At 60.9% G+C, this 23514-nt stretch carries 23 protein-coding genes; 5 read left to right on the top strand and 18 right to left on the bottom strand.

Features of this window, described 5'->3' with window-relative positions:
* Window positions 1–2 precede the first annotated feature (2 nt).
* The gene (locus BT125_RS10135) at window positions 3–425 is read left to right on the top strand and encodes a hypothetical protein (protein WP_256573749.1); all 423 of its coding nucleotides are present in this window, start codon (window positions 3–5) and stop codon (window positions 423–425) included.
* Window positions 426–576: 151 nt separating this feature from the next.
* Here BT125_RS10135 and BT125_RS10130 read toward each other — a convergent pair whose 3' ends face one another.
* Together BT125_RS10130 and BT125_RS10125 are read right to left on the bottom strand one after the other, a co-directional pair.
* A complete protein-coding gene (locus BT125_RS10130; protein WP_072406547.1) occupies window positions 577–2364 on the bottom strand; it encodes a bifunctional diguanylate cyclase/phosphodiesterase in 1788 nt (595 codons plus the stop codon).
* Between the two features lie 118 nt (window positions 2365–2482).
* A complete protein-coding gene (locus BT125_RS10125) occupies window positions 2483–4561 on the bottom strand; it encodes a carboxy terminal-processing peptidase (protein WP_170866823.1) in 2079 nt (692 codons plus the stop codon).
* 139 nt (window positions 4562–4700) lie between these two features.
* Here BT125_RS10125 and BT125_RS10120 point away from each other — a divergent pair, with 139 nt between their 5' ends.
* Window positions 4701–5663 carry a zinc-binding dehydrogenase gene (locus BT125_RS10120; RefSeq protein ID WP_072406543.1) on the top strand — a complete coding sequence of 321 codons (963 nt, stop codon included), beginning with the start codon at window positions 4701–4703 and terminating at the stop codon, window positions 5661–5663.
* Window positions 5664–5773: 110 nt separating this feature from the next.
* Here the strand turns inward: BT125_RS10120 and BT125_RS10115 are convergent, their stop codons facing one another.
* The 6 genes from BT125_RS10115 to BT125_RS10090 form a co-directional block, all read right to left on the bottom strand.
* Window positions 5774–6427, bottom strand: a complete 654-nt coding sequence (locus BT125_RS10115; protein ID WP_072406541.1) for an HAD family hydrolase — start codon at window positions 6425–6427, stop codon at window positions 5774–5776.
* Between the two features lie 46 nt (window positions 6428–6473).
* The gene (locus BT125_RS10110; protein WP_060741107.1) at window positions 6474–7463 is read right to left on the bottom strand and encodes an ABC transporter ATP-binding protein; all 990 of its coding nucleotides are present in this window, start codon (window positions 7461–7463) and stop codon (window positions 6474–6476) included.
* Window positions 7460–8260, bottom strand: coding sequence for an ABC transporter permease (locus BT125_RS10105; protein ID WP_060741108.1), 801 nt, complete (start codon window positions 8258–8260; stop codon window positions 7460–7462). The genes BT125_RS10110 and BT125_RS10105 overlap by 4 nt, the downstream gene beginning before the upstream one ends.
* Entirely contained in the window at window positions 8247–9083 is an 837-nt protein-coding gene (locus tag BT125_RS10100; protein ID WP_170866822.1) for an ABC transporter permease, read from the bottom strand. Before BT125_RS10100 ends, BT125_RS10105 begins: the two co-directional genes overlap by 14 nt.
* A 5-nt stretch (window positions 9084–9088) precedes the next feature.
* Window positions 9089–9895, bottom strand: a complete 807-nt coding sequence (locus BT125_RS10095; RefSeq protein WP_072406537.1) for an alkaline phosphatase family protein — start codon at window positions 9893–9895, stop codon at window positions 9089–9091.
* Between the two features lie 211 nt (window positions 9896–10106).
* Window positions 10107–11174 carry an ABC transporter substrate-binding protein gene (locus BT125_RS10090; protein ID WP_072406535.1) on the bottom strand — a complete coding sequence of 356 codons (1068 nt, stop codon included), beginning with the start codon at window positions 11172–11174 and terminating at the stop codon, window positions 10107–10109.
* A 349-nt stretch (window positions 11175–11523) separates the two neighbouring features.
* Here BT125_RS10090 and BT125_RS10085 point away from each other — a divergent pair, with 349 nt between their 5' ends.
* Window positions 11524–12252, top strand: a complete 729-nt coding sequence (locus BT125_RS10085; protein WP_072406533.1) for a UTRA domain-containing protein — start codon at window positions 11524–11526, stop codon at window positions 12250–12252.
* Between the two features lie 7 nt (window positions 12253–12259).
* Here the strand turns inward: BT125_RS10085 and BT125_RS10080 are convergent, their stop codons facing one another.
* From BT125_RS10080 to minC, 7 genes are all read right to left on the bottom strand, one after another.
* A complete protein-coding gene (locus BT125_RS10080) occupies window positions 12260–12442 on the bottom strand; it encodes a hypothetical protein (RefSeq protein ID WP_072406531.1) in 183 nt (60 codons plus the stop codon).
* A gap of 240 nt (window positions 12443–12682) precedes the next feature.
* Window positions 12683–13972 (bottom strand): M18 family aminopeptidase, encoded by a 1290-nt coding sequence (locus BT125_RS10075; protein WP_072406529.1) that lies wholly within the window; start codon window positions 13970–13972, stop codon window positions 12683–12685.
* A gap of 99 nt (window positions 13973–14071) precedes the next feature.
* On the bottom strand, window positions 14072–15175 hold the full coding sequence (locus BT125_RS10070) for a hypothetical protein (protein ID WP_072406527.1): 1104 nt from the start codon (window positions 15173–15175) through the stop codon (window positions 14072–14074).
* Between the two features lie 38 nt (window positions 15176–15213).
* On the bottom strand, window positions 15214–15849 hold the full coding sequence (locus tag BT125_RS10065) for an RluA family pseudouridine synthase (protein WP_018612476.1): 636 nt from the start codon (window positions 15847–15849) through the stop codon (window positions 15214–15216).
* Between the two features lie 102 nt (window positions 15850–15951).
* Entirely contained in the window at window positions 15952–16206 is a 255-nt protein-coding gene (gene minE / locus BT125_RS10060) for a cell division topological specificity factor MinE (protein WP_003179111.1), read from the bottom strand.
* Window positions 16206–17018, bottom strand: a complete 813-nt coding sequence (gene minD, locus BT125_RS10055; RefSeq protein ID WP_003179114.1) for a septum site-determining protein MinD — start codon at window positions 17016–17018, stop codon at window positions 16206–16208. The genes minE and minD overlap by 1 nt, the downstream gene beginning before the upstream one ends.
* A 201-nt stretch (window positions 17019–17219) precedes the next feature.
* Window positions 17220–17957 carry a septum site-determining protein MinC gene (minC, locus tag BT125_RS10050; protein ID WP_072406525.1) on the bottom strand — a complete coding sequence of 246 codons (738 nt, stop codon included), beginning with the start codon at window positions 17955–17957 and terminating at the stop codon, window positions 17220–17222.
* Between the two features lie 118 nt (window positions 17958–18075).
* Between minC and BT125_RS10045 the strand changes: the two genes are divergently transcribed.
* A complete protein-coding gene (locus BT125_RS10045) occupies window positions 18076–19008 on the top strand; it encodes a lipid A biosynthesis lauroyl acyltransferase (protein ID WP_072406523.1) in 933 nt (310 codons plus the stop codon).
* A gap of 36 nt (window positions 19009–19044) precedes the next feature.
* Window positions 19045–20205: a patatin-like phospholipase family protein gene (locus tag BT125_RS10040; RefSeq protein WP_072406521.1), complete on the top strand. Its 1161-nt coding sequence runs from the start codon at window positions 19045–19047 to the stop codon at window positions 20203–20205.
* A gap of 129 nt (window positions 20206–20334) precedes the next feature.
* On the opposite strand, the gene BT125_RS10035 is transcribed toward BT125_RS10040, so the two are convergent.
* The 3 genes from BT125_RS10035 to BT125_RS10025 form a co-directional block, all read right to left on the bottom strand.
* Window positions 20335–21120 carry an outer membrane protein OmpK gene (locus tag BT125_RS10035; protein WP_072406519.1) on the bottom strand — a complete coding sequence of 262 codons (786 nt, stop codon included), beginning with the start codon at window positions 21118–21120 and terminating at the stop codon, window positions 20335–20337.
* A gap of 502 nt (window positions 21121–21622) precedes the next feature.
* On the bottom strand, window positions 21623–22924 hold the full coding sequence (locus BT125_RS10030; protein WP_072406517.1) for a urate hydroxylase PuuD: 1302 nt from the start codon (window positions 22922–22924) through the stop codon (window positions 21623–21625).
* 51 nt (window positions 22925–22975) lie between these two features.
* A complete protein-coding gene (locus BT125_RS10025; protein WP_072406515.1) occupies window positions 22976–23479 on the bottom strand; it encodes an ureidoglycolate lyase in 504 nt (167 codons plus the stop codon).
* Window positions 23480–23514: the final 35 nt, after the last annotated feature.

Genomic DNA, 23514 nt, shown 5'->3' with positions numbered 1-23514 from the left:
CATTGATTGATCCTAGTACTGGCCAGCCTTACATGCCAACGCCTGCATATTTTTTAGGTTGTTTCGATATATATGATCGAGAGGAAACGTTAGGTGAAGAGCTTGAGAAGTTTGACCCCAATGATCCACTAGATCGAGAGGTTTTAATTTTAAATTATTCGCTAAGTAAACGCTGGCGAATTACCTATAGACAAAAATTTCTCCTTTATAAAAGCTTAGAAGATGCGTTGCGAGATAGCAGTTATGACTTTCAGGCCCTATTGGAACATGATTCTCAGACCTGTTCATCGTTCCCTAACGGGTGGGATACGATGAACAGTCCTAGAGTTTTTTTTGAGGATATATATAAAATCGCAACTAAAGTATGGGCGGACGACCTGCGCAAAGCTGAAGCTGAAGACAGATCTACTTGGGACTACGTGTAGGTGCTCTTTGATGGTGCTAGGTCAGAGGCAAGTAATTGGGTTTGCTACTGCTTAATCAAGCACCACCAAACCGCTTTTGTGGCGAGGGAGCTTGCTCCCTCGCCACAGGGTTAGCGCCAGGCGTTTGGGCTGTGGTGAATGGAGAATCCGCTTACACCGACAACCCCAACTCCACCACAGCCTCCCGCTCAGCCAACCCATCTACTAAATACACACTCCCCCCCAAAATCTCCTTGGCATGGTGCTTGGCCTGGGAAGCCAGTTCCGCCAGTTGGCTGGCATCCAGTTTCTCGCAGGCCTCGGCGCGCAGATGCACCACCCCAATCGACAGTGACAACAACGCGAACTCCTGGCGAACCCCTTGCCGATTCAGTGCGGTAAAGCACCCCGCCTCCAGATGTTCAGGCCGGTAGAAGCGCCGGCAATGGGTCTGGAAGTCGCTCAGCAATTGGTCCAGGCGTTTGCGCCAGTCTTCCGGGCCGAGGACCAGCAGGAAGTCGTCGCCGCCGATATGGCCGACGAAGTCGCGGCTGGGGTCGATGCGTTCGTTCAGGCATTGGGCCAGACACAGCAGGACTTCGTCGCCGCGGCCGTAGCCGTAGATGTCGTTGAAGGGTTTGAAACTGTCGATGTCCACGTAACAGATCACCGATTCCTGCCGCTGTTGCAGCAGGCGCGTGAGGCATTGCTGGATCGGGACATTGCCCGGCAACAGGGTCAGTGGGTTGGCGTAGCGGGCCTGTTGGATTTTCAGCTCAGTGATGAGCTTAAGCACGTCGATCACCCGGCCCAGGCCCAGGTAGCCGCCGTTGAGGGTGATGATGAAGTCTTCTTCGATGCGTTGTCGGGCGCGGCTGGTGATCAGGCGGCTGACTTGTTGCAGCGATTGGTTCAACTCCACTGCGAGAAAGTCATCGCTCATCAGCCGGCTGATGGGCTTGCGGGCGAACAGGTCGGTGGCGAAGGGTTTGAGCAAGGCGTCGGAGAGTGAATGGCGATGGACGATACCGCAGGGCTGGTTCTGATTGTCCAGCACGGCCAGGGAGTTGAGGTTGGCCTGGCGCCGAAACGCTTCCAGCACGGTGGCGGTCGGTGTGTTGTGAGCCATCGCCGGTTGTTCGTTGAGCAGCGCACTGAGGTCGTTGATCTCATCGCTCAGCGCCGCCACGCCACTGTCCTGCCTGGGCATCAGCGCCCTGGCATCGCGTGACGGTTGTTCCTGGGGGCGGGCCAGCAGATAACCCTGGACCAAGTCGACGCCCATTTCGATCAGCACCGCCAGTTCTTCCGGCAGTTCGATTCCCTCGGCAATCACCTGGGCGCGGGAAGCCCGGGCGATTTTCAGGATCGAGCCCACGAACTCGCGCTTGAGGGCGTCCTGATGGATGCCGTCGATGAAATGCCGGTCGATCTTCACATAGTCGGGTCGCAACTCGGACCACAACCGCAGGCTCGAATAACCGGCGCCGAGGTCATCCAGGGCAATCGAGAAACCCATGGCCCGGTAGTGATGCAGGGCGGTTTGCAGGAGCTGGAAGTCATCGATAGGGGTCTGTTCGGTCAATTCGATCACCACCTGGCTGGGTGCGATGCCGAAGTCTTGCAGCAATTGCAGTGTGCGCCCGGTCTGGTGCGCGGATTCCAGCAGGGACTCGGGCGAGACGTTGAGAAACAGCTTGCCCGGCAGTTTTTGCTCGTTGAAGCGTTGGCAGGCGCTGCGGCGGCAGGCCAGCTCCAGCTCGCTGAGGCGTCCGGCCTGGCGCGCCACGCAGAGCAGCGCGATGGGCGAGTGCAGCGGGCTGTTGGAAGGGCCGCGGGTCAAGGCTTCATAGCCCACGATACGCCGTTCGGAAAGGCAGATGATCGGTTGGAACAGACTGTGCAAACCGCTTTGAGCCAGGATCGAACTCAAGGCACTCAGCTGTTCTGTCGTGGTCATGGCAATCTCTGGCGATAAAAAAAGGACCGGGTGCGGGGCACCCGGTCCTATATTTCACGACAGACTGATGTCAGTTTGATGACACTCCGACGAGCGCCACCATTAAATGGCCATCATCTTAGTGCTTGGCGATCGCCGTATTGAGTTTCAGGTAATCCAGCAGGATCCGCCCGGTCTCGCTCAGGTAGGCATCGTCTTCCGGCTTGGTTTTCTCCGGCTCGGTGATCAGGTCTTCGTCTTCTTTCTTCAGCTCTTTGAGCGGCTCTTCGCCCTTGGCCTTGCGACGCAGGTTTTCCATGGCCAGTTGCTTGGCCTCGATGTCGGCATGCTGCGCGCGACGATCGGCTTCGTTGAGGGTGACGGTTTTCTCCATCATCAACTTCTGCGCCAGGGCCAGCTTGTCGCGGATGAACACGAACTCCGCATCCTGGGCCGAGCGTGCGTCGTGGTCGGACTTGAGTTGGGCCAGGAACGGCTTGAACGGGTCCACTGCCGGTTTGATCGCCGGCCGGATGGTGTCCCACGGCATGGCTTCGGGCAGGGCGCTTTCACCGATTTCCTTGGTGTCGATGATTGACGGGTAATCGATGTCAGGCAGTACGCCCTGGTGCTGGGTGCTCTGGCCAGACACCCGATAGAACTTCGCCAGGGTCAGCTTCAGCTCGCCGTGGTTGAGTGGCTGGATGGTCTGCACGGTGCCTTTGCCGAAGGTCTGGCCGCCGATGATCAGTGCGCGGTGATAGTCCTGCATGGCGCCGGCGAAAATCTCCGAGGCCGATGCCGATAAGCGGTTGACCAGCAGGGCCATCGGCCCCTTGTAGAACGCGCCCGGGTTTTCGTCTTCCAGCACATCCACTCGGCCATCGGCGTTACGCACGAGCACGGTCGGGCCCTTGTCGATGAACAGGCTGGTCAGCTCGGTGGCTTCCTGCAGGGAGCCGCCGCCGTTGTTGCGCAAGTCGATGACCACGCCGTCGACCTTTTCCTTCTGCAGTTCGGTCAGCAGCTTCTTGACGTCGCGAGTGGTGCTCTTGTAGTCCGGATCCCCGGCGCGGAAGGCCTTGAAGTCCAGGTAGAAGGCCGGGATCTCAATGATGCCGAGCTTGTAGTCCTTGCCGTCCTGCTTGAGGTTGAGAACCGACTTCTTCGCCGCCTGTTCTTCCAGTTTCACCGCTTCGCGGGTAATGGCCACGATTTTGCTGGTCTGGTCGTTCGGCGCGTTGCTGGCCGGGATGACTTCCAGGCGCACCACCGAGCCTTTCGGGCCGCGGATCAGCTTGACCACTTCGTCGAGGCGCCAGCCGACCACGTCGACCATTTCCTTGTTGCCTTGGGCGACGCCGATGATCTTGTCCGCCGGGCTGACCTGTTTGGTTTTGTCTGCCGGGCCCGCCGGGACCAGGCGCACGATCTTCACCTGGTCGTTGTCGCTCTGCAGCACGGCACCGATGCCTTCCAGGGACAGGCTCATGTTGATGTCGAAGTTTTCCGCGTTATCCGGCGACAGATAGTTGGTGTGCGGGTCGTAGGACATGGCAAAGGTGTTGATGTACGCCTGGAAAATGTCCTCGGCGCGGGTCTGGTCCAGGCGCGCCAATTGATTCTTGTAGCGCTTGGTCAGGGTTTCCTGGATCTGCTTGGGATCCTTGCCGGCGATCTTCATGCGCAGCACTTCGTCCTTGACGCGCTTGCGCCACAGGTCATCGAGTTCGGCTGTGCTTTTGAGCCAAGGGGCGTCCTTGCGGTCGACTTGCAAGGTTTCCTTGGTATTGAAATCGATTTTGTCGACGCCCTTGTTCAGCTCGGCAAGGGCGTAGTCCAGACGTGCCTTCACGCGGTCCAGGTAGCGCTTGTAGATGGTGAACCCGGCGTTCAGGTCGCCGCTCTTGAGGAAATCGTCGAACTGGGTTTTCCACTTGTCGAATTCGGCGATGTCGCTGGCCAGGAAATAACTGCGCGATGGATCGAGCAGCTTCAGGTAGCTGTCATAGATGATGACCGAGCGCGCATCATCGAGCGGCGGCTTGCTGTAGTGATGGCGCTTGAGCAATTCGACGACATTAAGGCTGGCAATCACTTCGTCGCGATCGGGCTGAAGCTTGTCCCAGCTGTTGGCTGCGAACGTATCGTTCGACAACGGTAACAGGCCGAGGCCAATGACGAGCGCGAGGGCGGTGCTGGGGAACAGGTGCTTCATGCTGATTCGACGCAGGGACAATTGATAACGCATATTAGGCCGTCTTTGAAGTCGCCGGTTCCATGTGGCCCGGGCGCATAATGCAAGAAAGCCCGGCGTTGAAGCAGCGGGCCCAGTCGAGACTCACTATGGAGGCACCGTGAAAGCATTGCAAGGCGTTGAAGGCCAAGTGGTATGGGCAGATGAGCCGAGCCCGACGTGTGATGTGGGGCAAGTTCGCATCCGTGTGGCGGCCGCCGGCCTGAATCGGGCCGATTTGTTGCAAAAAGCCGGGCTTTACCCGCCGCCGCCTGGCGCCAGCCAGGTGTTGGGGTTGGAGTGTTCCGGGGTGATCAGCGAGGTCGGGCCGGGCTCGTCCTGGCAGGTGGGCGATCGGGTTTGTGCGTTGCTGGCCGGCGGTGGGATGGCCGAGGAGGTGGTGGTCGATGGCCGGCATGTGCTGCCGGTGCCCGAGGGCTTGTCCTTGGCTGAAGCGGCCGCGCTGCCTGAGGTCTACAGCACCGCGTGGCTGAATCTGTTCCAGCTGGCTGCGCTCAAACCGGGGGAAAAAGTGCTGCTGCACGCCGGGGCCAGCGGTGTCGGTTCAGCCGCGATCCAGCTGTGCAAGGCGTTCGGCAACCCATGCTGGGTCAGTGTCGGTTCGACCGAGCGGCTGTCTTATTGCGAGGCCTTGGGCGCACAGGGCGGCGTGGTACGCACCGATGGCATGGAGGGTTTGAACGACCTCGCTCCCTTCGACGTGATCCTCGATCCGGTGGGGGGTAGCTACGCCAAACTCAACGTGAAACTTTTGTCAGTTGACGGCCGTTGGGTGTTGATCGGCCTGATGGGCGGACGCTCGACCGAGCTCGACCTGGCCCAGGTGCTGGGCAAGCGTATCCAACTGCTCGGCTCGACCCTGCGCAGCCGTGACGATCAGTTCAAGGCCGACTTGATCAGTGAGCTGGGGCAACAGGTATGGCCGCTGTTTGCCGACAAGCGCCTGAGCCCGCAGTTGGCCCGGACCTTCGCGATCAAGGACGCCGAAGCGGCGTTCGCGGAGTTGGCGACCAACCAGGTGTCGGGCAAGTTGGTGTTGGTGATTGATGAGAGCCTGAACTGATTCTGCGCAGACCTGTGGGAGCGAGCTTGCTCGCGATAGCAGTGTGACAGTCAACAAAGTTGTTGAGTGTGCGACCGCCATCGCGAGCAAGCTCGCTCCCACGGAGCTGCTTATTTCCAACTATGGATTGGCCACCCGGCCGATTCGGCATGGGCTTTCAGCACCGGGTCCGGGTTCACCACGTGCGGGTGATCGACCTTGAGCAACAACGGCAGGTCGTTGCGCGAGTCGGAATAGAAACTCGCGCCTTCCAGGTTCTCCTCCTCGGCATCCAGCCAATCCAGCAGCCGCGCGATCTTGCCTTCACGGTAGGTCAGGGTGCCCACGGTCTTACCGCTGTACACGCCATGGGCCACCTCAAGCTCGATCGCCAGGATCTCATCGATGCCCAGGCGTTCGGCAATCGGCCTGACCAGATGCGTGCCCGAGGCCGAGATCACCAGGATCCGGTCGCCGGCCTTGCGGTGTTCGGCGATGGTCTTGGTGGCGTCGCTGAAGATGATCGGTTCGATGAAGTCTTCCACCCACGGCGCCACCAAGTGCTCGATTTCCTCCGGTGTGCGGCCGATCATCGGTTCCAGGCTGAAGTCCATGTACTCTTCCATGCTCAGCTTGCCGTGGCTGTAGGCGTCCATCAGCTCGTTGTTGCGCCGCATGAACGACTCGGGATCGACCCAGCCCAGGCGACCCATCTGTTCACTCCAGAGGGTGGCGCAGTCGCCGTGGATCAGGGTTTCGTCCAGATCAAAAATTGCCAGGGCCATCAGCGTGTTTCCCTTTTCAAGATCAGCTTCAAAATCAACAAAGCCATCAGGCTACCTCACACAGCGCCGATGGATCGATGGAAAGCGCCAACCGTGCGCCATCGGGATGCAGGTCGGCGGCCGAGCGGTTGAGCACATCCACCACCAATTCCACGCCACGGGCTTCGACCCGGTAGCGGATGACGTTGCCCAGCAGGCTGTGGCTGCGGATCAGCGCATCGGCCTGGCCGCTGCGGCTGAGCTCGATGGCCTCCGGGCGGATGGCGATGCGGCCGTTCACCGGCCGCTGCAGCAGTTTGCTCGCGCTGTCGGCGTCCAGCAGGTTGTAGTTGCCGATGAAGCCGGCGGCAAAGACATCGACTGGCGCAGTGTAAAGGGTTTCGGCATCGCCGCTTTGTACGATCTTTCCCTGGTTCATCAGGAAAATCCGGTCAGACATGGTCAGGGCTTCTTCCTGGTCGTGTGTGACGAAGATCGTGGTCAGGCCCAACTCACGCTGGATCTGTCGGATCTGTTCACGCAAGTGCTTGCGGATCCGCGCATCCAGGGCTGACAGCGGCTCGTCCAGCAACAACAGGCGCGGCCGCGTGACCAGGGAGCGGGCGAGGGCGACACGCTGGCATTGGCCGCCGGAGAGTTGATGGGGATAGCGGGCGGCAAAATCGTGCAGCTCCACCAGGCGCAGAATCTCCAGCACGCGCTGGCGACTGTCCGAGGCGTCGACCTTCTGCATGCGCAGGCCGAAGGCGACGTTTTGCTCCACGGTCATGTTCGGGAACAGGGCGTAGCTCTGGAAGACCATGCCGATGCCGCGTTTCTGAGGACTCAGCGGCACGATGTCCTGTCCGTCGAGGATGATCTGGCCGGCATCCACCGCGGTCAGGCCGGCAATGCAGCGCAACAGCGTGGATTTGCCGCAACCGGAAGGGCCGAGCAGGGTGACGAATTCGCCCTTGGCGATCTCGCAGTTGATGTCGCTGAACACCGGGGTACCGGCATAGCTTTTTTGCAGATGTTGGACGCTGACGTAGCTCATTGGCTTTTGTCCTTGTTCAAGATATTGGCCGCCCAGGTCAGGACCAGTACGAAGAAGAAATAGGAGATCACCAGCGCACTGGTGAAGTGGCCGCTGCTGTTGCGCATGTTGTTCAGGTAGACCTGCAGGGTTTCATAGCGGGTGCCGACGAGGATGTTGGCAAACACGAATTCGCCGAACAGGAACGAGAAGGACAGCAGCAGCGCCACCATCAGGCCCTTGCGCAGGTTTGGCAGCACCACCAGGAACGCGGCCTGGAAGGTGCTGGCGCCAAGCAGTTGGGCGGCGTCCATCAGGTCGCGCAGGTTGATCGCTTGCAGGTTGTTGGTGATCGCCCGGTACATGAACGGCAGGGCGACAGTGAAGTAGCAGCCGATCAGGATCCACGGCGTACCGACCATCGCCAGCGGCCCGGAGCCATAGAGTTGCAACAGCCCCACCGACGACACCACGGGCGGCACTGCGAACGGCAGCAGGATGAGGATGTTCATCAGCGCGTCGAGTTTGGGGAAGTGGTAATGCACCACGAACAGTAGCGGCAGGATCAACACCACCGAGAGCACCAGCGCACCGACACAGACCAGCAACGATTGACCGAAGGCGTGGAGAAAGCGCGGATCGCTCCACAACTGCACATACCATTTGAAGGTGAAGCCGCTGGGTAGCACGGTGGCCGACCAACTGCTGGCGATGGAGTAGACCAGCGTGCCGGCCAGGGGCAGTAGCAGGATGGCGAACAGCAGGTACACCACCGCCCGATGATAGAGCCCGACGGAGCCCGGTTCAGCGCGAGACATGGTAGCTCCTCCTGAGCAGCAACTGATGGACGATGGTCACCACGGTCATCAACGCCACCAGCGCCACGGCCAGGGCACTGGCCAGGTTCGGGTCGAGGGAAATGTCGCCGGAGACCATGGCGGCGATGCGGATCGGCAGCACGTTGAAGTTGCCGGTGGTCAACGCGTAGACCGTGGCGTAGGCGCCGAGGGCGTTTGCCAGCAGGATCACGAAGGTGCCCAGTAGCGCCGGGGTCAGCACCGGCAAGCCGATGTGCCGCCAGAACTGCCAGCCGCTGGCGCCGAGCAACTCGGCGGATTCGCGCCAGTCTTCGCGCAGGGCGTCGAAGGCCGGGTAGAGCAGCAGCACGCCCAGGGGAATCTGGAAGTAGGTGTAGAGAATGATCAGCCCGGTTTTCGAATACAGGTTGAAATCCTCGATGATCCCCGCTTGCTTGAGCATGATCGTGATGCTGCCGTTGAACCCCAGCAAAATGATGAAGGCGAAGGCCAGGGGCACGCCGGCGAAGTTGCTGGTCATGTTGGCGAAGGCATTGACGAAGTTGCGCAGCCGCGAATCCACACGGCGCAATGAGTAGCTGCCGAGCACGGCGATGACGATGCCGAACACACTGGACCAGAAGCTGATCTCCAGGCTGTGCTGGATGGCTTGCAGGTAGAACTTGGAACTGAAGATCTTGCTGAAGTTGGCCAAGCCCCAGCCGAACTCTTCCGATTCCAGGCTATTGACCAGCACCCAGAGCAAGGGGGCGATCTGGAACACGATGAAGAAAATCGCGAAGGGCACCAGGCACAACGCTGCCAGCCATTTGCCGCGCGTCATGGCGTTCACTTGAGTAACTCCTGGCAATAGGGTTTGTCGTGGTCGACGCCGAGCAATTGGCAGATGGTGCCGCACAACTCGGTCTGTTTCGGCGTGGCAGCGGGGTCGAAACTGAAGCTGTCACCCAGGACGAACAGCGGCACTTCCCGTTCCTCGGCCAGCAGGCCGTTGTGGGAGCGGTCGTTGTTCATGCCGTGGTCGGAGGTCACCAGCACCTGGTAACCGGCGTCGAGCCAGGCTTGCAGGTAGACCGCCAGGTTGATGTCGGCCGAGCGGGCACTGTTGCGGTATTGCGGGGTGTCGAGGCCGTGCTTGTGGCCGGCGTCGTCGATGTTCATCGGGTGCACCAGCAGGAAGTTCGGCAAGTAGCGTTGGCGCAGGTGTTCGGCGTCGGCGAACAGATGGGAGTCGGGGTAGTGGTCATTCCAGTAGAAATGCCCGTATTGAATCGGCAGGTCGGGGTTGTCGGTGTGACGGTCGCGACCGGCCACGAAGGGCGAAGCATTGTAGAGCTCGCTGACCCAGTGGTACGCCGCAGCCGCTGTGCTCAGGCCGGCCTGGGTGGCGTAGTGGAAAATGCTGCGCTGGTTCGACAGGCGCGTGACATTGTTGTGCACGATCCCGCTGTCGATGGGCACGACGCCGGTGAGGATGCATTCGTAGAGTGGGCGGGACAGGGCGGGCAACTCACATTCCAGTTTGTAGAGGGCCGCGCGTCCTGCGCCGACATAAGCCTGCAAATGCCCCATGGCATGCCGGGCGACCTCATGGTTGAGACCGTCGAGCACCACCAGGATGACGTTGTGCTTCATGGATACCAGGACTCCGGATGGAAACCAGAAAGCTCGGACTCACCGCAGATCCAACGTGGAAGCGAGCTTCTGTGGGAGCGAGCTTGCTCGCGATGAAGGCGCCACGGTTCAACAGCAACACCGTGTCATCGTTCATCGCGAGCAAGCTCGCTGCCACAGGGCCTGCCCCCACCATTGGATTCCAGTGGATATCCGGGCGGGAGCTAGCGCCTCACTTCATCTCGACGATGACTTGTTCATTCCACGTCTGCGGCAGTGCCTTGGAAGTTTTCTCCCACGCATCCGCATCCTTGATCGGGGTCACGCCTTTGTATTGCTCGTTCGGCAGCAGCTTGGCCTGGACCTCTTCCGGCAGTTTCAGGTGCTCGGCGCGGATCGGGCGGGCATTGCCCTTGGCCAGGTTGATCTGGCCGGCGTCGCTGAAGATGTACTCGCGGGCCAGCTTGGCGGCGTTCGGGTGCTTGGCGTATTTGTTGATGATGGTGGTGTAGCCGGAGATGACCGAGCCGTCGGACGGAATCAGCACGACGTAGTCATCCGGGTTGGCCATCTTGGCCTTGTAGCTCAGGCCGTTGAAGTCCCAGACCACACCGACTTCGACTTCACCTTTTTCCATCGTGGCGATGGTCGGGTTGGCCATGGACAGGCGCCCTTGCTTGGCGATTTCGGCGAACATCAACAGGGCCGGCTGGAGGTTTTTCTCATCGCCGCCGTTGGCCAGGGCCGCCGCCAGCACGCCGTTGGCGGCCTGGGCCGCGGTGCTCACGTCGCCGATGGAGACTTTGTACTTGCCGGTCTTCAGGTCAGCCCATTTGGTCGGCACTTCGGAGCCGTGCAGCAGCTTCTTGTTGACGATGAAGGCGATGGTGCCGGTGTAGGCCAATGCCCAGTTGCCGTCCTTGTCCTTGGCCCAGGCGGGCACTTGTTCCCAAGTGCTTGGCTTGTAGGGCTGGACCACACCCTGCTTGACCGCGATCGGGCCGAACGCCGCCCCGACGTCGCCGATGTCGGCGCTGGCGTTGTCTTTTTCGGCGGCGAACTTGGCGATTTCCTGGGCCGAGCTCATGTCGGTGTCGATGTGCTTCAAGCCATAGATCTTGGCCAGGTCATCCCAGGTGCCTTTCCAGTTTGCCCAGTCATCGGGCATGCCGACACTGTTGACGGCACCTTCCGCTTTCGCAGCGGCTTCCAACGTTTTCAGATCGGTGTCAGCGGCCATGGCGGCGGTGCACATGGCGATGGTCGAGCCTAACAGTGATGCCAGGAAAAGCTGTTTCATCCGAAGCTCCTATGGGCGTTTTCAACGCTGCGATTGCGGTTGTGTTGGTCTAGGTCAGCAATACCTGAGCCAATGTAGGCGAGCCCTGTGACATTTTGATGTCGGTGTCGGAGGCTCCCGGAAATACCCGGCTCGTGGAGGTTGGCTGCGAATTAAGCGTAGACCATGGTTAAACAGCTGATCTGAAAGGACTTGGCCGTTAATTTGCACGCTGGCATAACGACCGTTCGGCGGCTCTGTCATCTGCCAGTCATGTGCAGTGCCTAGGCTTGCTGGACCCATAAGCGGATCGATGAAGCCTCGATCCTGCCCCGAAACAGTGCTGGTCTAGTCCAGATAGGTAACGTTGATGCGCATCGATGCAACCAAAGCGGTGACAGCCATCGGACAGGTCCTGCAAGAGCAACTCGACCACGGGTTGCTGGCGCCTGGCAGCAAGTTGCCGGCCGAGCGCAAGCTCAGTGAATTGTTCGGGACCACGCGGATTACTGTGCGCGAGGCGCTGTTGCAGCTCGAAGCCCAGGGGCAGATCTATCGGGAGGAGCGCCGGGGCTGGTTTGTCTCGCCGCCGCGCCTGGCCTACAACCTGATGCAGCGCAGCCATTTCCACGCCATGGTTGAGGCCCAGGGACGTGTGCCTTCTACCCAAGTGATCTCGGCGCGCCTGCAACCGGCGTCGGCGGCCGTGTGTGCCTGGTTGCAACTGCCGGCGCTGTCCAGCGTGATCCAGATCTGCCGCGTGCGCCGTATCGACGAGCGCTTGGTGCTGTACGTGGAGCACTACCTGAACCCGCAGTACTTTCCGGACATCCTCGAGTTCGATCTCAACCAGTCCATCACCGAGTTGTACGCCCGCCATTACGACCTGCACTACGGCCGGGTGAAGTTCGAAATCGTGCCCACCTCTTTACAACCGGAAGCGGCAGCGGCGTTGAGGGTTTCGGCGGGTAGCCCCGGGCTTCGCATCGCACGGGTCAACTATGACCAGCACCAGCGGCTGATCGACTGCGACCTGGAGTTCTGGCGACACGACGCGATCCATGTCGGGGTGGATGTGCCCGAGCAACCGCCCGCTTGAGGTGAACTCAGGCTGACTCGTTGAGCTTGGCCAGGATCCTGAATAACACCGTGGCGAGGATAAGCAACATGCCGATCCACATGGCAAAGACCCCGACGTTCTTGTCACGGAAGTTGAAGCCGATGGCCAGCAGGATCATGCCGGCGATGATGGGGACCAGCATGGTGTTGAACGCAGACATGGAAACCATGGAGACGGCCTTGTCAGGGGGATAAGGCAAGTCTAGTTGGGGTTTTGTCGGGTGTGGTGATGTGTGTCACATCACTCGCGATCCTGAAGCGGACACGGTTGTGGCGAGGGAGCTTGCTCCCGCTCCAGTGCGCAGCACTGGCAAATCTGCATTCAACCGCAGTTTTGGGGCTGCTGCGCAGCCCAGCGGGAGCAAGCTCCCTCGCCACAAGAGTTCATTCAAACAAGGGAGTAGCGGTGGCTAGGGCAACTCGCGAGAGGCGTAGAACGCGCTCAGCACCTTCACCAGATGCGCCAGGTCATGACTGCCGCACAGTTCGCGGATCGAATGCATGGCGAAGGTCGGCAGGCCGATGTCCACGGTGCGCACGCCCAGCTGGCTGGCGGTGATCGGGCCGATGGTCGAGCCGCAGCCCATGTCGCTGCGCACCACGAAGCTCTGCACCGGCACTTCTTCGGCCATGCACAGGTGACGGAAGAACCCGGCGGTTTCGCTGTTGGTGGCGTAGCGCTGATTGCTGTTGACCTTGATCACCGGACCGGCGTTGAGCTTGGGGCCGTGGTTGGCGTCGTGCTTGTCGGCATAGTTGGGGTGCACGCCGTGGGCGTTGTCCGCCGACACCAGCAGGGATTTCTGAATGGTGCGGACGAACTCTTCACCTTCAGGCAGCAGGCGACGCAGGGTTTGTTCCAGCATCGGGCCGTCGGCGCCACAGGCCGAGCACGAGCCAACTTCTTCGTGATCGTTGCACACCAGTACGCACGTTTCTTCGGTGTCGGCGTTCAGCAAGGCTTGCAGGCCGGCGTAGCACGACAGCAGGTTGTCCAGGCGCGCGCCGGCAATGAAGTCGCCGTGCAAGCCAATGACCGCGGCGCTTTGGGTGTCGTAGAAACTCAACTCGTAATCGAGCACCACGTCCGCATTCAGGCCGTGTTCGCGGGCCAGTTGATCGGTGAGCACGGCACGGAAGTCGACGCGCTCGTCACCGGCGAACTGGGCGAGGATTGGCGGCAGTTCGTTCTGCGGGTTGATGGCCCAGCCCTGGTTGGCTTCGCGATTGAGGTGGATGGCCAGGTTCGGAATCGTGGCGATCGGCGCCTTGAAATCGATCAACTGGCTTTCGACCTTGCCATCGCGGCGGAAGGTCACGCGCCCGGCCAGGGACAGGTCGCGGTCGAACCACGGCGCCAGCAGTGCGCCGCCGTAGACTTCCACACCCAGTTGCCAGAACCCGTGGCGTTGCAGTTCCGGTTGTGGCTTGACTCGCAGGCAAGGGCTGTCGGTGTGGGCACCGACCAGGCGAATGCCGTCGTGCAGCGGTGAGTGGCGGCCGAGCTTGAAGGCGATGATCGAGGAATCGTTGCGCGTGACATAGTAGCGACCGTTGGCCTCGGTGGCCCAGGTCTCGCGCTCGTCAAGACGCTGATAACCGGCCGCCTCCAGGCGCTTGGCCAGGCTGGCGGTGGCATGGAACGGGGTAGGGGAGGCCTTGAGGAAGTCGATCAGGCCTTGGTTCAACTCTGCGCGCATAAGTCACTCCAGACAGCGATGGGCGGGAGTTTACCCCATCGACAGCCTGCGTTGCAGGCCCAATCCCCCGTCGCGGATTGTTCCACGGTCCGCCATCGATCAGCCCGAGGCCGTGATCCGCTTGCGCAAGTGCGCCATGATCAGGGGCTTGTCTTGCGCCTTGGACGGTTCTGGCAGGTACCGCGGCCAATGCTCCAGTTGGCCGAACAGCTGTTGCTTGTGCTTCGGGTCCAGGCGAAGGATTTCCCGCGATGCCGAATCCCACCAATGGTGCCGGCAGAGGTTGTAGTAAGGATGCTCCGGTGCCGCGCTGCCATACAGCAGGTCGCGACCGATCCTGTGCAAGGGGCCGCTGTGATTGCGCAACTTCCATTTGATTTTCAGCCGCCGCCAGGCCGACGGGAAAGGCCGGGTGCGCGGAACCTCATGGCAGCGCTCCACCAACTGCGCACTGAATGCCTCGCCGTGCTGGGCAAAGAAGTGCGCTTGCATGGTGTGGAAGAAGCGCTTCTCGGCGAAGTAGTGATAGACGTGCTTGTTGGTTTCGTTAATGGCCTGGTTGCGCAAGGCGAATGAAATCGCGATCTGTTCGATAGTGTGGATGTCGAAGCCACCTTCGGTCCATTCATCGATCAGCCCGACGGCCTGGGCCAGCAGCGCCCCGTCTTTGTCAGTCACACCACATAACCCGCTGTTGTAGAGCTTGAAACTGTTGTCCGGGGTGATGCCGTGGGCGCGCAGGCGCGTGCCCAGCTTGAGGTAATCCTCGCGCTTGCAGACGTAGTCCCAGTGGTATTCGAAGCTGTCCATCAGGTACTGCCCTGGCTGGATTTGCTTGAACAGCAGGTCGGGATCAGCGAGGAACAGCGTGTCGGTGTCGACGAACAGAGTCTTCTGCGCCAACGTCAGGCCGGCCGCGATGGCACAGGCCTTGCGCCGGTGAATGTAACCGTTGTTGCCTTGCCACTCGGCCAGCAACTGCGGGCTCAGCGCGAGGGTTTCGACCGGCCAGCCGCGGTAGTCCTCAGGCCGGTCGGTCAGGATTCTGATGCTGGGCAGGGTCGCCGGATTGCCGTGGGCCAGGGCGGTCAGGATGCTGAACTTGGCTTCGTGGCGATAAGCGTCCTTGTCGCCGTAGATCAGGTAGAGCAATTGGTGGCGGACTTTTTTGACGGGTGTTTCCTGAAAATCAATAACCTGCATGCCAAGCCTTTATCGGATGAAGCCATTTTTCTACGGATCTAGAACGGTGCCGGGCACTCGAAGCGCAGGCGCTCGCCGCTTTGCGGATGGGTGAAGCTCAGCATGCTGGCGTGCAGGCACAGGCGTGGCCAGGCGGCGAGGGCCTGCGGATGGGCGTAGAGCCCGTCGCCCAGCAGCGGGTGACCGATGGACAGCATGTGTACGCGCAATTGGTGCGAACGCCCGGTGATCGGCGTCAGCTCGACCCGGCACCAGTCGCCGCAACGTTCCAGTACGCGCCAGAAGGTCAGGGCGTGTTTGCCCTGTTCATGGTCCACCACATGCCGGGGTTTGGTCGGCGGGTCGTAGCGCAAGGGCAGGTCGATGCTGCCACTGTCCAGCTCCGGTTGGCCCCAGCACAACGCCGTGTAGGCTTTTTCGGTTTCGCGATCATGAAATTGCCGGGACAGTTCGCGATGGGTGTCCGGGTCACGGGCCAAGAGGATGATGCCGGAGGTTTCCCAGTCCAGTCGGTGCACGATTCGCGCTTCCGGATAGCCGTTTTCCTGCAGGCGGGTGATCAGGCAATCTTTGTTGTCGTCGGCCCGGCCGGGCACGGAAAGCAACAGGGTCGGCTTGTCGACCACCAGGACAGCGGCGTCCTGATGAATGATGCGGATGTTGGACAGGGGCATTGAAAACAGTCTCGTTACAAACGCCAACGGCGGCTCGGGCCCTTCTCAAACCCAAGGGTGGGAGGAGAAGGACCCGAGCCGCCGTGGCTCCCGCCGGGGCAATCAGCGATCCGGCAGGGTGATATTGAGTTCCAGAATCGAGCAGCTGCCCTGGCTTTCCAGCGCCACATGCACGTCATCGCTACCGATGTTGACGTATTTGCGGATCACTTCCACCAGTTCCTTCTGCAAGGCTGGCAGGTAGTCAGGGGTGCTGCGTTGGCCGCGTTCGTGCGCCACGATGATCTGTAGACGCTCTTTCGCGACCGAGGCGGTACTGGGCTTTTTGTTGGCACGAAAGAAGTCAAAAAGGTTCATTACCTACCTCCAAACAGGCGCTCGAAGAAACCTTTCTTCGTTACATCGAGGAAACGATGCTCCACGGTCTTGCCCAGCAGGCGATCGACGGCATCGCTGTATGCCTGGCCGGCATCGCTCTGGTCGTCGAGAATCACCGGCACGCCGGAGTTGGAAGCCTTGAGTACCGCTTGGGATTCCGGGATGACACCCAACAGGGTCACCGCGAGGATTTCCTTGACGTCTTCGACGCCCAGCATCTCGCCATCGCTGACCCGTTGCGGGTTGTAGCGGGTCAGCAGCAAGTGTTCCTTGATCGGCTCTTCGCCCTTCTCGGCGCGGCGGGATTTGCTCGCCAGCAGGCCCAGCATGCGGTCGGAGTCACGGACCGACGACACTTCCGGGTTGGTCACGACAATCGCCTCATCGGCGAAGTACATGGCCAGGTGGGCACCTTTCTCGATACCGGCCGGGGAGTCGCAGACCACGAACTCGAAGTCTTCCTTGAGTTGCATCAGGACTTTTTCCACGCCTTCCTGGGTCAGCGCGTCTTTGTCGCGGGTCTGGCTGGCGGCCAGCACGTAGAGGTTCTCAAGGCGCTTGTCCTTGATCAGGGCCTGTTGCAGGTTCGCTTCGCCGTTGACCACGTTGACGAAGTCGTAGACCACGCGACGCTCGCAACCCATGATCAGGTCCAGGTTACGCAAACCGACGTCGAAGTCGACGATGACTGTCTTGTGGCCGCGCAGAGCGAGGCCGGTACCGATAGCGGCGCTGGTGGTGGTCTTACCCACACCACCCTTGCCGGATGTAACCACGAGAATCTTGGCCAAGGTGTTTCACCCCTAAGGAAAAAGGGACTTTGTCAGCCCCTGAAAAACATCTCTGGAAAACCGTTGCAATTGGACAGGCTTGGCTGGAATCGGCTGTCGGGCGGGGTCTACCTCCGGTAAACACTGCCAGATCCTTTTTCCTACGTCGTTTAAGCCGTTTTCGCTCGTTTTAGAGATGCTTGGAAAATGCGGCAGTATCCGTTAAAGCCGAATGATGTTCAACACGTCGCCCGACAGGCTGATCTGAACGCCGGCCCCCCACAACGGGTCGCGACGCAAATCCTCGGAGACCTTGTACTGCCCGGCGATGGAAACCAGCTCAGCGCTCAATTGCTGACAGAAGATCCTGGCTTTCGTATCCCCTTTGACGCCGGCCAGCGCTCGGCCGCGCATCGGACCGTATACATGGATATTGCCATCGGCCAGAAGTTCCGCACCCGGGCTGACCGAGGACACGATGACCAGATCGCCACCCTGGGCATAAATCTGCTGCCCGCCGCGCACCGGCGAGGTGATGACCCGCGTTGGCTTGATGGTGGGCTCCGGTGGTTTTTCCGGGGCTTTCTTCGCTTCGGTCGGGCTCAGTTCCAGCACGCGTTCCCGGGCGCCGGACGGCGGTAGCACGGGAATGTCCACGGCGATGGCGGCGGCGATGTCTTCGATGCGGCTGGCGCGGATCGCCAGGGTGCGCAGACCGTGCTGGCGGCAAATGCGCATCAGGCCTGGCAGATCCACTGAGCCTTCGCCGGCCGGCAGCTTGTCCAGGGCCAGCACCAGGGGGGCATTGCTGAAGAAGTTCGGGGCCTGGGCGACTTTCGCCGCCAGTTGCCGGTCAAGGCTCTCCAGGTCGTTGCGGGCCAGTTCCAGCACCGTAATGGCGAGCATGCTGCCCTTCAGCTGGAACACGGGATCTTGGTCTAGCGGTTCGGTTTGGCTCATGGTCGGCGTACAACGGCTTGTCACTAAAAGTGCCGAGACTTATAACGAGATCGTCCGCCAGCCGCAACCCGGGTCGAACAATGTAGAATGCGCGGCCCATGTCTTAATGGAAGTTGTAATGGATCGCCCGCGTTTTCGAGCTGCATTTTTTCATCCGCGTTTCTGGCTGCTGTGGTGTGGCCTGGGGCTGTTGTGGCTGATCGTGCAATTGCCTTATCCGTTATTGCTGCGGGTCGGTCGTGCATTGGGGGCGCTGATGTACCGGGTGGCCGGCGACCGACGGCGCATCGCCCGGCGCAACCTGGAACTGTGTTTCCCGCAAAAGACCGCTGCCGAACGCAAGCGGCTGCTCAAGGAAAACTTTGCCTCCACCGGCATCGCCTTTTTCGAAATGGCCATGAGTTGGTGGTGGTCGCGTTCGCGGCTGGCGAAACTGGCCCATGTCGAAGGGCTGGAACATCTCAAGCAGGCCCAGCGCGAGGGCAAGGGCGTGATCCTGATGGCGCTGCATTTCACCACGTTGGAAATCGGTGCGGCCTTGCTCGGCCAGCAGCACACCATCGATGGCATGTACCGCGAGCACAAGAACCCGTTGTTCGACTACATCCAGCGCCGGGGCCGCGAGCGGCACAACCTCGACTCCCTGGCGGTGGAGCGTGACGACGTGCGGGGCATGCTCAAGCTGCTGCGGGCCGGCCGGGCGATCTGGTATGCGCCGGACCAGGACTACGGCGCCAAGCAAAGCGTGTTCGTGCCGCTGTTCGGCATCCAGGCCGCGACGGTCACCGCCACCACCAAGTTCGCCCGCCTGGGCAAGGCGCTGGTGGTGCCTTTCACCCAGGAGCGCCTGGCCGATGGCAGCGGTTATCGCCTGGTGATCCAGGCTCCGTTGACGGATTTCCCGGGGGAGACCGAGGAAGCCGATTGCATCCGCATCAATCAATGGGTCGAGCAGTCGGTGCGCGATTGTCCCGAGCAGTACCTCTGGGCCCACCGACGCTTCAAGAGCCGTCCACCGGGCGAGCCCAAGCTGTACGACAAACGCGGCTGAGTTTTTTTGATATCACCTTGAGCACGGAGCATTGCGATGACCCCAGCTGAACCGGTTACAGGTTTGATTCTTTCCGGCGGCGGGGCTCGGGCGGCGTATCAAGTAGGGGTATTGGCGGCGATTGCCGAATTGTTACCCGACGGGGCGGATAACCCGTTTCCGGTGATCGTCGGCACCTCGGCCGGGGCGATCAACGCGGTCAGCCTGGCGAGCGGGGCGATGGATTTCAAGACCGCCATCGAACGGCTGACGGCGTTCTGGCAAGCGGTGCGCAGCCATCAGGTCATGCGCAGCGATTGGCGCGGCGTGCTGGCCCAGGCGACGCGCTTCATCACCCACAGCTTGTTGGGCCTGGGGGCCAAGTTGCCCGTGGCGCTGATCGACAGTTCGCCATTGCGGGAACTGCTACAGGCCCAGTTCCATGCCTCGGGTATCGAGCTGGCCATCGCCGAGCAGCAACTGCGGGCGGTGGCGGTGACGGCGTTCGGTTATGAATCCGGCCAGGCCGTCACTTTCTACCAGGGCCGCGGCACCATCGATGCCTGGCTGCGCCACCGGCGCATCGGTGTGCCGACGCAGTTGTCAGTGGAGCATCTGCTGGCCAGCTCGGCGATTCCGCTGTTGTTCGCGCCGGTCAAGATCGGTCCGCAATACTTTGGCGACGGCGCGGTGCGGCAATCGGCGCCCATCAGCCCGGCCTTGCACCTGGGGGCCAATCGCGTGCTGGTGATTGGCGTCAGTGGCAACCCCCGTGGTGCCGGTGGCCAGGATCCTTCCGAGCGCAGCTACACCGGCCTGCAACCGACCCTGGCGCAGATCGGCGGCCATATGCTCAACAGCACCTTCATCGACAGCCTGGAAAGTGACATCGAGTTGCTTCAGCGCTTGAACGGTTTCAGCCACCTGCTGCCCGACGATGTACCGGCCCATGCCCTGGGCGCGGCGCCGGTGGAGGTATTGGTGATTTCGCCAAGCCAGCCCATCGATGAAATCGCCGCTCGCCACCGTCAGGAACTGCCCCGTGCGTTGCGGGTGTTCTTGCGTGGGCCGGGTGCGACCAAGACGAGTGGCGCGGGGGTGTTGAGCTACCTGTTGTTCGAGGCGGGGTATTGCCGCGAGCTGATCGAGTTGGGGCGCCAGGATGCACTGGCGCAGCGCGAGGCGTTGAGCCGGTTCCTGGGGTTGGCTCAGGGATGACTCCATCTCGAGCCCCTGTGGGAGCGGGCTTGCTCGCGAAAGCGGTGGATCAGCTTGCACTGATATTGAATGTTCAGTCGCCTTCGCGAGCAAGCCCGCTCCCACAGGGGGGCCTGAGACTGAGTCAGATCAGAAATGGTACTTGAGCAAGAAGCTGGTGTTGCTCTGGTTGGTCTTGAACCCTTCGCTGTCTTCGATCCCGTATTTGTTCTTCCAGTAGTCATACTCCACGCCCACATACAGCTGCTTGGCGCCAAGCTTCAAGGCCTTGCCCAGGTCATATTTGATCTGCGGGTTGATGTGCAGGTTGGCGTGGTAAGTGCCCTTGTCGTTGGTGTCGTTGTCCACCACCCAGTCGATGAAACCGTCGATCAGGATGTCGGAAGAACCCACCGGTACGGTGTAGGCCCAGGCCGGGGTGATCTGCCAGACGTTGTCGCCGGCGCGCGGGCCTTCGGTCTGGCGGTTGTAGAAGTTCAGCTGGAAGTAGTCGAAGCCGGGAATGGCCAGGTCGAAACCCGGGCCGATCAGGTAGGACTCGTTGTCGCCTTCACCGAATTCATAGGTCATGGCCAGCAGCACATCCTTGATCGGGCCCAGTTCCAGCTTCTGGTCGAAGATCTTGCCGAACGACAGACGCGGGCTGAACTCGCCGTAGTAGGTATTCGGGCCGGACTGGCTGTCGTCCTGGCCGTTGTAGAAGATCCGGTCGAGGAAGAAGAAGTTGTCCCCGTACTTCCAGGCATCGGCGTGTTCGAAGGTCACGGTCTGCTGGATGCGTGGGTTGACCTGGAAATCCTTGCCATACAGGTAGGTCAGGCTGTTGTTCTGCCATTGCAACAGGTCGTCGGCCATCGCCTGGCCTGCGACCAGCAAGGATCCTGCGAGTATCAGGCCGGTGCACGTACGTTTCATTCGGTTTGCTCCCAAAGGTAAGTGGTACCGCAATTTTTTTAAGGTCAGCGCTCTGGTGTGGCGCCTTTTTCCATGGATGAAAAACATCCGTTCGGTCAGCTTTTTGAGCGTGGCGAATGCTGATAGCAAGCGCTGAGCCAAGTCCGGAAAAAACCGGAAATGGCGTGCCCTGCGGTTTTTTTGATCAGTCGGAAAAGCTGTTTTCAGGGGCGCGTCATGTCCGCCAACGCCGCAGCAAGTTGGCGGTTTGGTCAGGATCGGAAGGGATTTTGTTGTCGGCCAGCTTCAAACGGCCGCGCAGGATACGGGCTTGCCTTGATGGGCTCAAGTGCCCTGCAACAGCGCATGGGCGGCGAATTTGGGGCGTGATGGCGAGGCTTGGTCATCGAGTGCTTTCCTCTTGTTTTTATTGTTGAGGCGCAGGCAGTCGCTGACGGGGGACCGGTGGTGTGCCGGTCGACCTGTCAGCGGTATGACGATTAACGGTGTTGGCGCGCGCGGCTCAGTTGGTGCGCGCGCCCTGGTTGATCCACGCGCCGATCAGGTCGCGTTCCTGCTGGGTCATCTGAGTGATGTTGCCCAACGGCATGATCTGGCTGGTCACGGCCTGGGCCTGGATGCGCGCGGCCTGTTGCTGGATCTGCTGCGGCGTGTCGAACATCACCCCGCCCGGCGCGGCGCTGAACAGCGGGCTGGTGGGCTTGGCCGAGTGGCAGACCGAGCAGCGTTCCTGAATCACGCTGTGGACCTTCTCGAACGACGGGCCCTGGGCGTTGGCGGCCTGGGTGGGCGCCGAAACTGGTGCGGCAGGGGCCGTCGCCGGTTTTGCGCCACCGCCCACTGCCGTTTCCGGCAACGGTTGGTACTCGATCACGCCGGGTGTCTTGGCCACTTCCGGTGCGCTGGGCATCGGTTTGGGACCCGTGACATAAGCCAGGCAGATCATCGCCAGGGCGCCGACCGGCAGCGTCCAGGCAAACCGGTTGCTGTCATGGCGCGTGTTGAAGTAATGCCGCACTAACACCGCCGCCACGGCGATCCCGGCCAGGATCAACCAGTTATACTGGCTGCCGTAGGTGCTCGGGAAATGGTTGCTGATCATGATGAACAGCACCGGCAGGGTGAAGTAGTTGTTGTGGCGCGAGCGCAGCAGGCCCTTGGCCGGCAACGCTGGATCGGGCGTGCGGTTCTCGGCGATGGCCGCTACCAGCGCGCGCTGGGCCGGCATGATGATGCGGAACACGTTGCCCACCATGATCGTCCCGATGACCGCCCCGACATGCAGGTAGGCGCCGCGACCGCTGAACACCTTGCTGAACCCGTAGGCCGCGGCGATCAACAGCAAGAACAGGATCAGGCCGAGCAAGGCAGGGCGCTTGCCCAGGGCCGAGTCGCACAGGAAGGAGTACACGAACCAGCCGACGAACAACGAGCCGATGCCCAAGGCGACGCCTTCGGGGCCGCTCAGGCCACTGCCGGGGGCCAGCAGGTAGACGGTCGGGTTCCAATAGAACACCACGCACAGCAGGGCGATGCCCGACATCCAGGTGAAGTAGGCTTCCCATTTGAACCAGTGCAGGTTGTCCGGCATGGACGGTGGCGCGAGTTTGTATTTTTCCAGGTGGTAGATGCCGCCACCGTGGATGGCCCACAGGTCACCGGCCAGGCCGCTCCTGGGGTTGACGCGATTGAGGTTGTTTTCCAGCCAGACGAAGTAGAACGACGCGCCGATCCAGGCCACGCCAGTGATCATGTGAACCCAGCGCACGCTCAGGTTCAGCCATTCCAGCATATGTGCTTCCACAGTCTTTACCTCTCGCCCGTCACGCTTGTCTGCGCGTGATCGGACCTTCTCTTATTGGTGGGGGGCGAGGATCAAACACTCATCCTCTTGGAAAAAATGCTCATCGCAGTTATTGCCTGTGCCACTGCGATCAACCACCAGGAAGTCATCCCGCTTTTCGATCGTCAGCACCGGGTGGTGCCAGACGCCGCGATGGTAATTAATGCCCTGCCTGCCGTTGGTGACGAAGGCGCGGACCAAGCCTGATACAGGTGCATCGCCAAGTGGCGCGACCACGATCAGAAAGGGGTTGCCGAGCAGCGGAATGAAGGCCTGGCTGCCCAGCGGATGGCGCTCCAGCATGCGTACGGTCAACGGCATGTCCAGCGCGTCGGCGCGGAAGATGCTGATGATCGCCTGATCGTCCGGCGAGGCGGTTTGCACCGTCGCCAGGCGATGGAAGCGCATGGTCGAACCGTTGTTGATCATGAAGTGATCGCTGCCGTCGGTTTCGATCACGTCACCGAACGGGGCGAAGGCTTCTTTGGTCAACGGTTCGATCTTGAGTGTGCGCATGCTGGTCTTCTTATCCAAAAAATTCTGTGTCGTTT

This window comes from Pseudomonas sp. NFACC04-2 (assembly GCF_900119265.1).
Lineage (GTDB): Bacteria > Pseudomonadota > Gammaproteobacteria > Pseudomonadales > Pseudomonadaceae > Aquipseudomonas > Aquipseudomonas fluorescens_AA.
Note: the sequence above shows the minus strand (reverse complement) of the source record. Positions and strands in the feature narration are given on the sequence as shown.

Excerpts from the sequence above, each read along its gene's own strand:
- BT125_RS10035 (WP_072406519.1), bottom strand. The coding sequence starts at position 21,120 with ATGAAACGTACGTGCACCGGCCTGATACTCGCAGGATCCTTGCTGGTC.
- minC (WP_072406525.1), bottom strand. The coding sequence starts at position 17,957 with ATGAGCCAAACCGAACCGCTAGACCAAGATCCCGTGTTCCAGCTGAAG.
- BT125_RS10115 (WP_072406541.1), bottom strand. The coding sequence starts at position 6,427 with ATGGCCCTGGCAATTTTTGATCTGGACGAAACCCTGATCCACGGCGAC.
- BT125_RS10095 (WP_072406537.1), bottom strand. The coding sequence starts at position 9,895 with ATGAAGCACAACGTCATCCTGGTGGTGCTCGACGGTCTCAACCATGAG.
- BT125_RS10105 (WP_060741108.1), bottom strand. The coding sequence starts at position 8,260 with ATGTCTCGCGCTGAACCGGGCTCCGTCGGGCTCTATCATCGGGCGGTG.
- BT125_RS10080 (WP_072406531.1), bottom strand. The coding sequence starts at position 12,442 with ATGGTTTCCATGTCTGCGTTCAACACCATGCTGGTCCCCATCATCGCC.
- BT125_RS10065 (WP_018612476.1), bottom strand. The coding sequence starts at position 15,849 with ATGCCCCTGTCCAACATCCGCATCATTCATCAGGACGCCGCTGTCCTG.
- BT125_RS10070 (WP_072406527.1), bottom strand. The coding sequence starts at position 15,175 with ATGCAGGTTATTGATTTTCAGGAAACACCCGTCAAAAAAGTCCGCCAC.
- BT125_RS10100 (WP_170866822.1), bottom strand. The coding sequence starts at position 9,083 with ATGACGCGCGGCAAATGGCTGGCAGCGTTGTGCCTGGTGCCCTTCGCG.
- BT125_RS10125 (WP_170866823.1), bottom strand. The coding sequence starts at position 4,561 with ATGAAGCACCTGTTCCCCAGCACCGCCCTCGCGCTCGTCATTGGCCTC.
- BT125_RS10045 (WP_072406523.1), top strand. The coding sequence starts at position 18,076 with ATGGATCGCCCGCGTTTTCGAGCTGCATTTTTTCATCCGCGTTTCTGG.
- BT125_RS10040 (WP_072406521.1), top strand. The coding sequence starts at position 19,045 with ATGACCCCAGCTGAACCGGTTACAGGTTTGATTCTTTCCGGCGGCGGG.
- BT125_RS10130 (WP_072406547.1), bottom strand. The coding sequence starts at position 2,364 with ATGACCACGACAGAACAGCTGAGTGCCTTGAGTTCGATCCTGGCTCAA.
- BT125_RS10090 (WP_072406535.1), bottom strand. The coding sequence starts at position 11,174 with ATGAAACAGCTTTTCCTGGCATCACTGTTAGGCTCGACCATCGCCATG.
- BT125_RS10075 (WP_072406529.1), bottom strand. The coding sequence starts at position 13,972 with ATGCGCGCAGAGTTGAACCAAGGCCTGATCGACTTCCTCAAGGCCTCC.
- BT125_RS10025 (WP_072406515.1), bottom strand. The coding sequence starts at position 23,479 with ATGCGCACACTCAAGATCGAACCGTTGACCAAAGAAGCCTTCGCCCCG.
- minE (WP_003179111.1), bottom strand. The coding sequence starts at position 16,206 with ATGAACCTTTTTGACTTCTTTCGTGCCAACAAAAAGCCCAGTACCGCC.
- BT125_RS10110 (WP_060741107.1), bottom strand. The coding sequence starts at position 7,463 with ATGAGCTACGTCAGCGTCCAACATCTGCAAAAAAGCTATGCCGGTACC.
- BT125_RS10085 (WP_072406533.1), top strand. The coding sequence starts at position 11,524 with ATGCGCATCGATGCAACCAAAGCGGTGACAGCCATCGGACAGGTCCTG.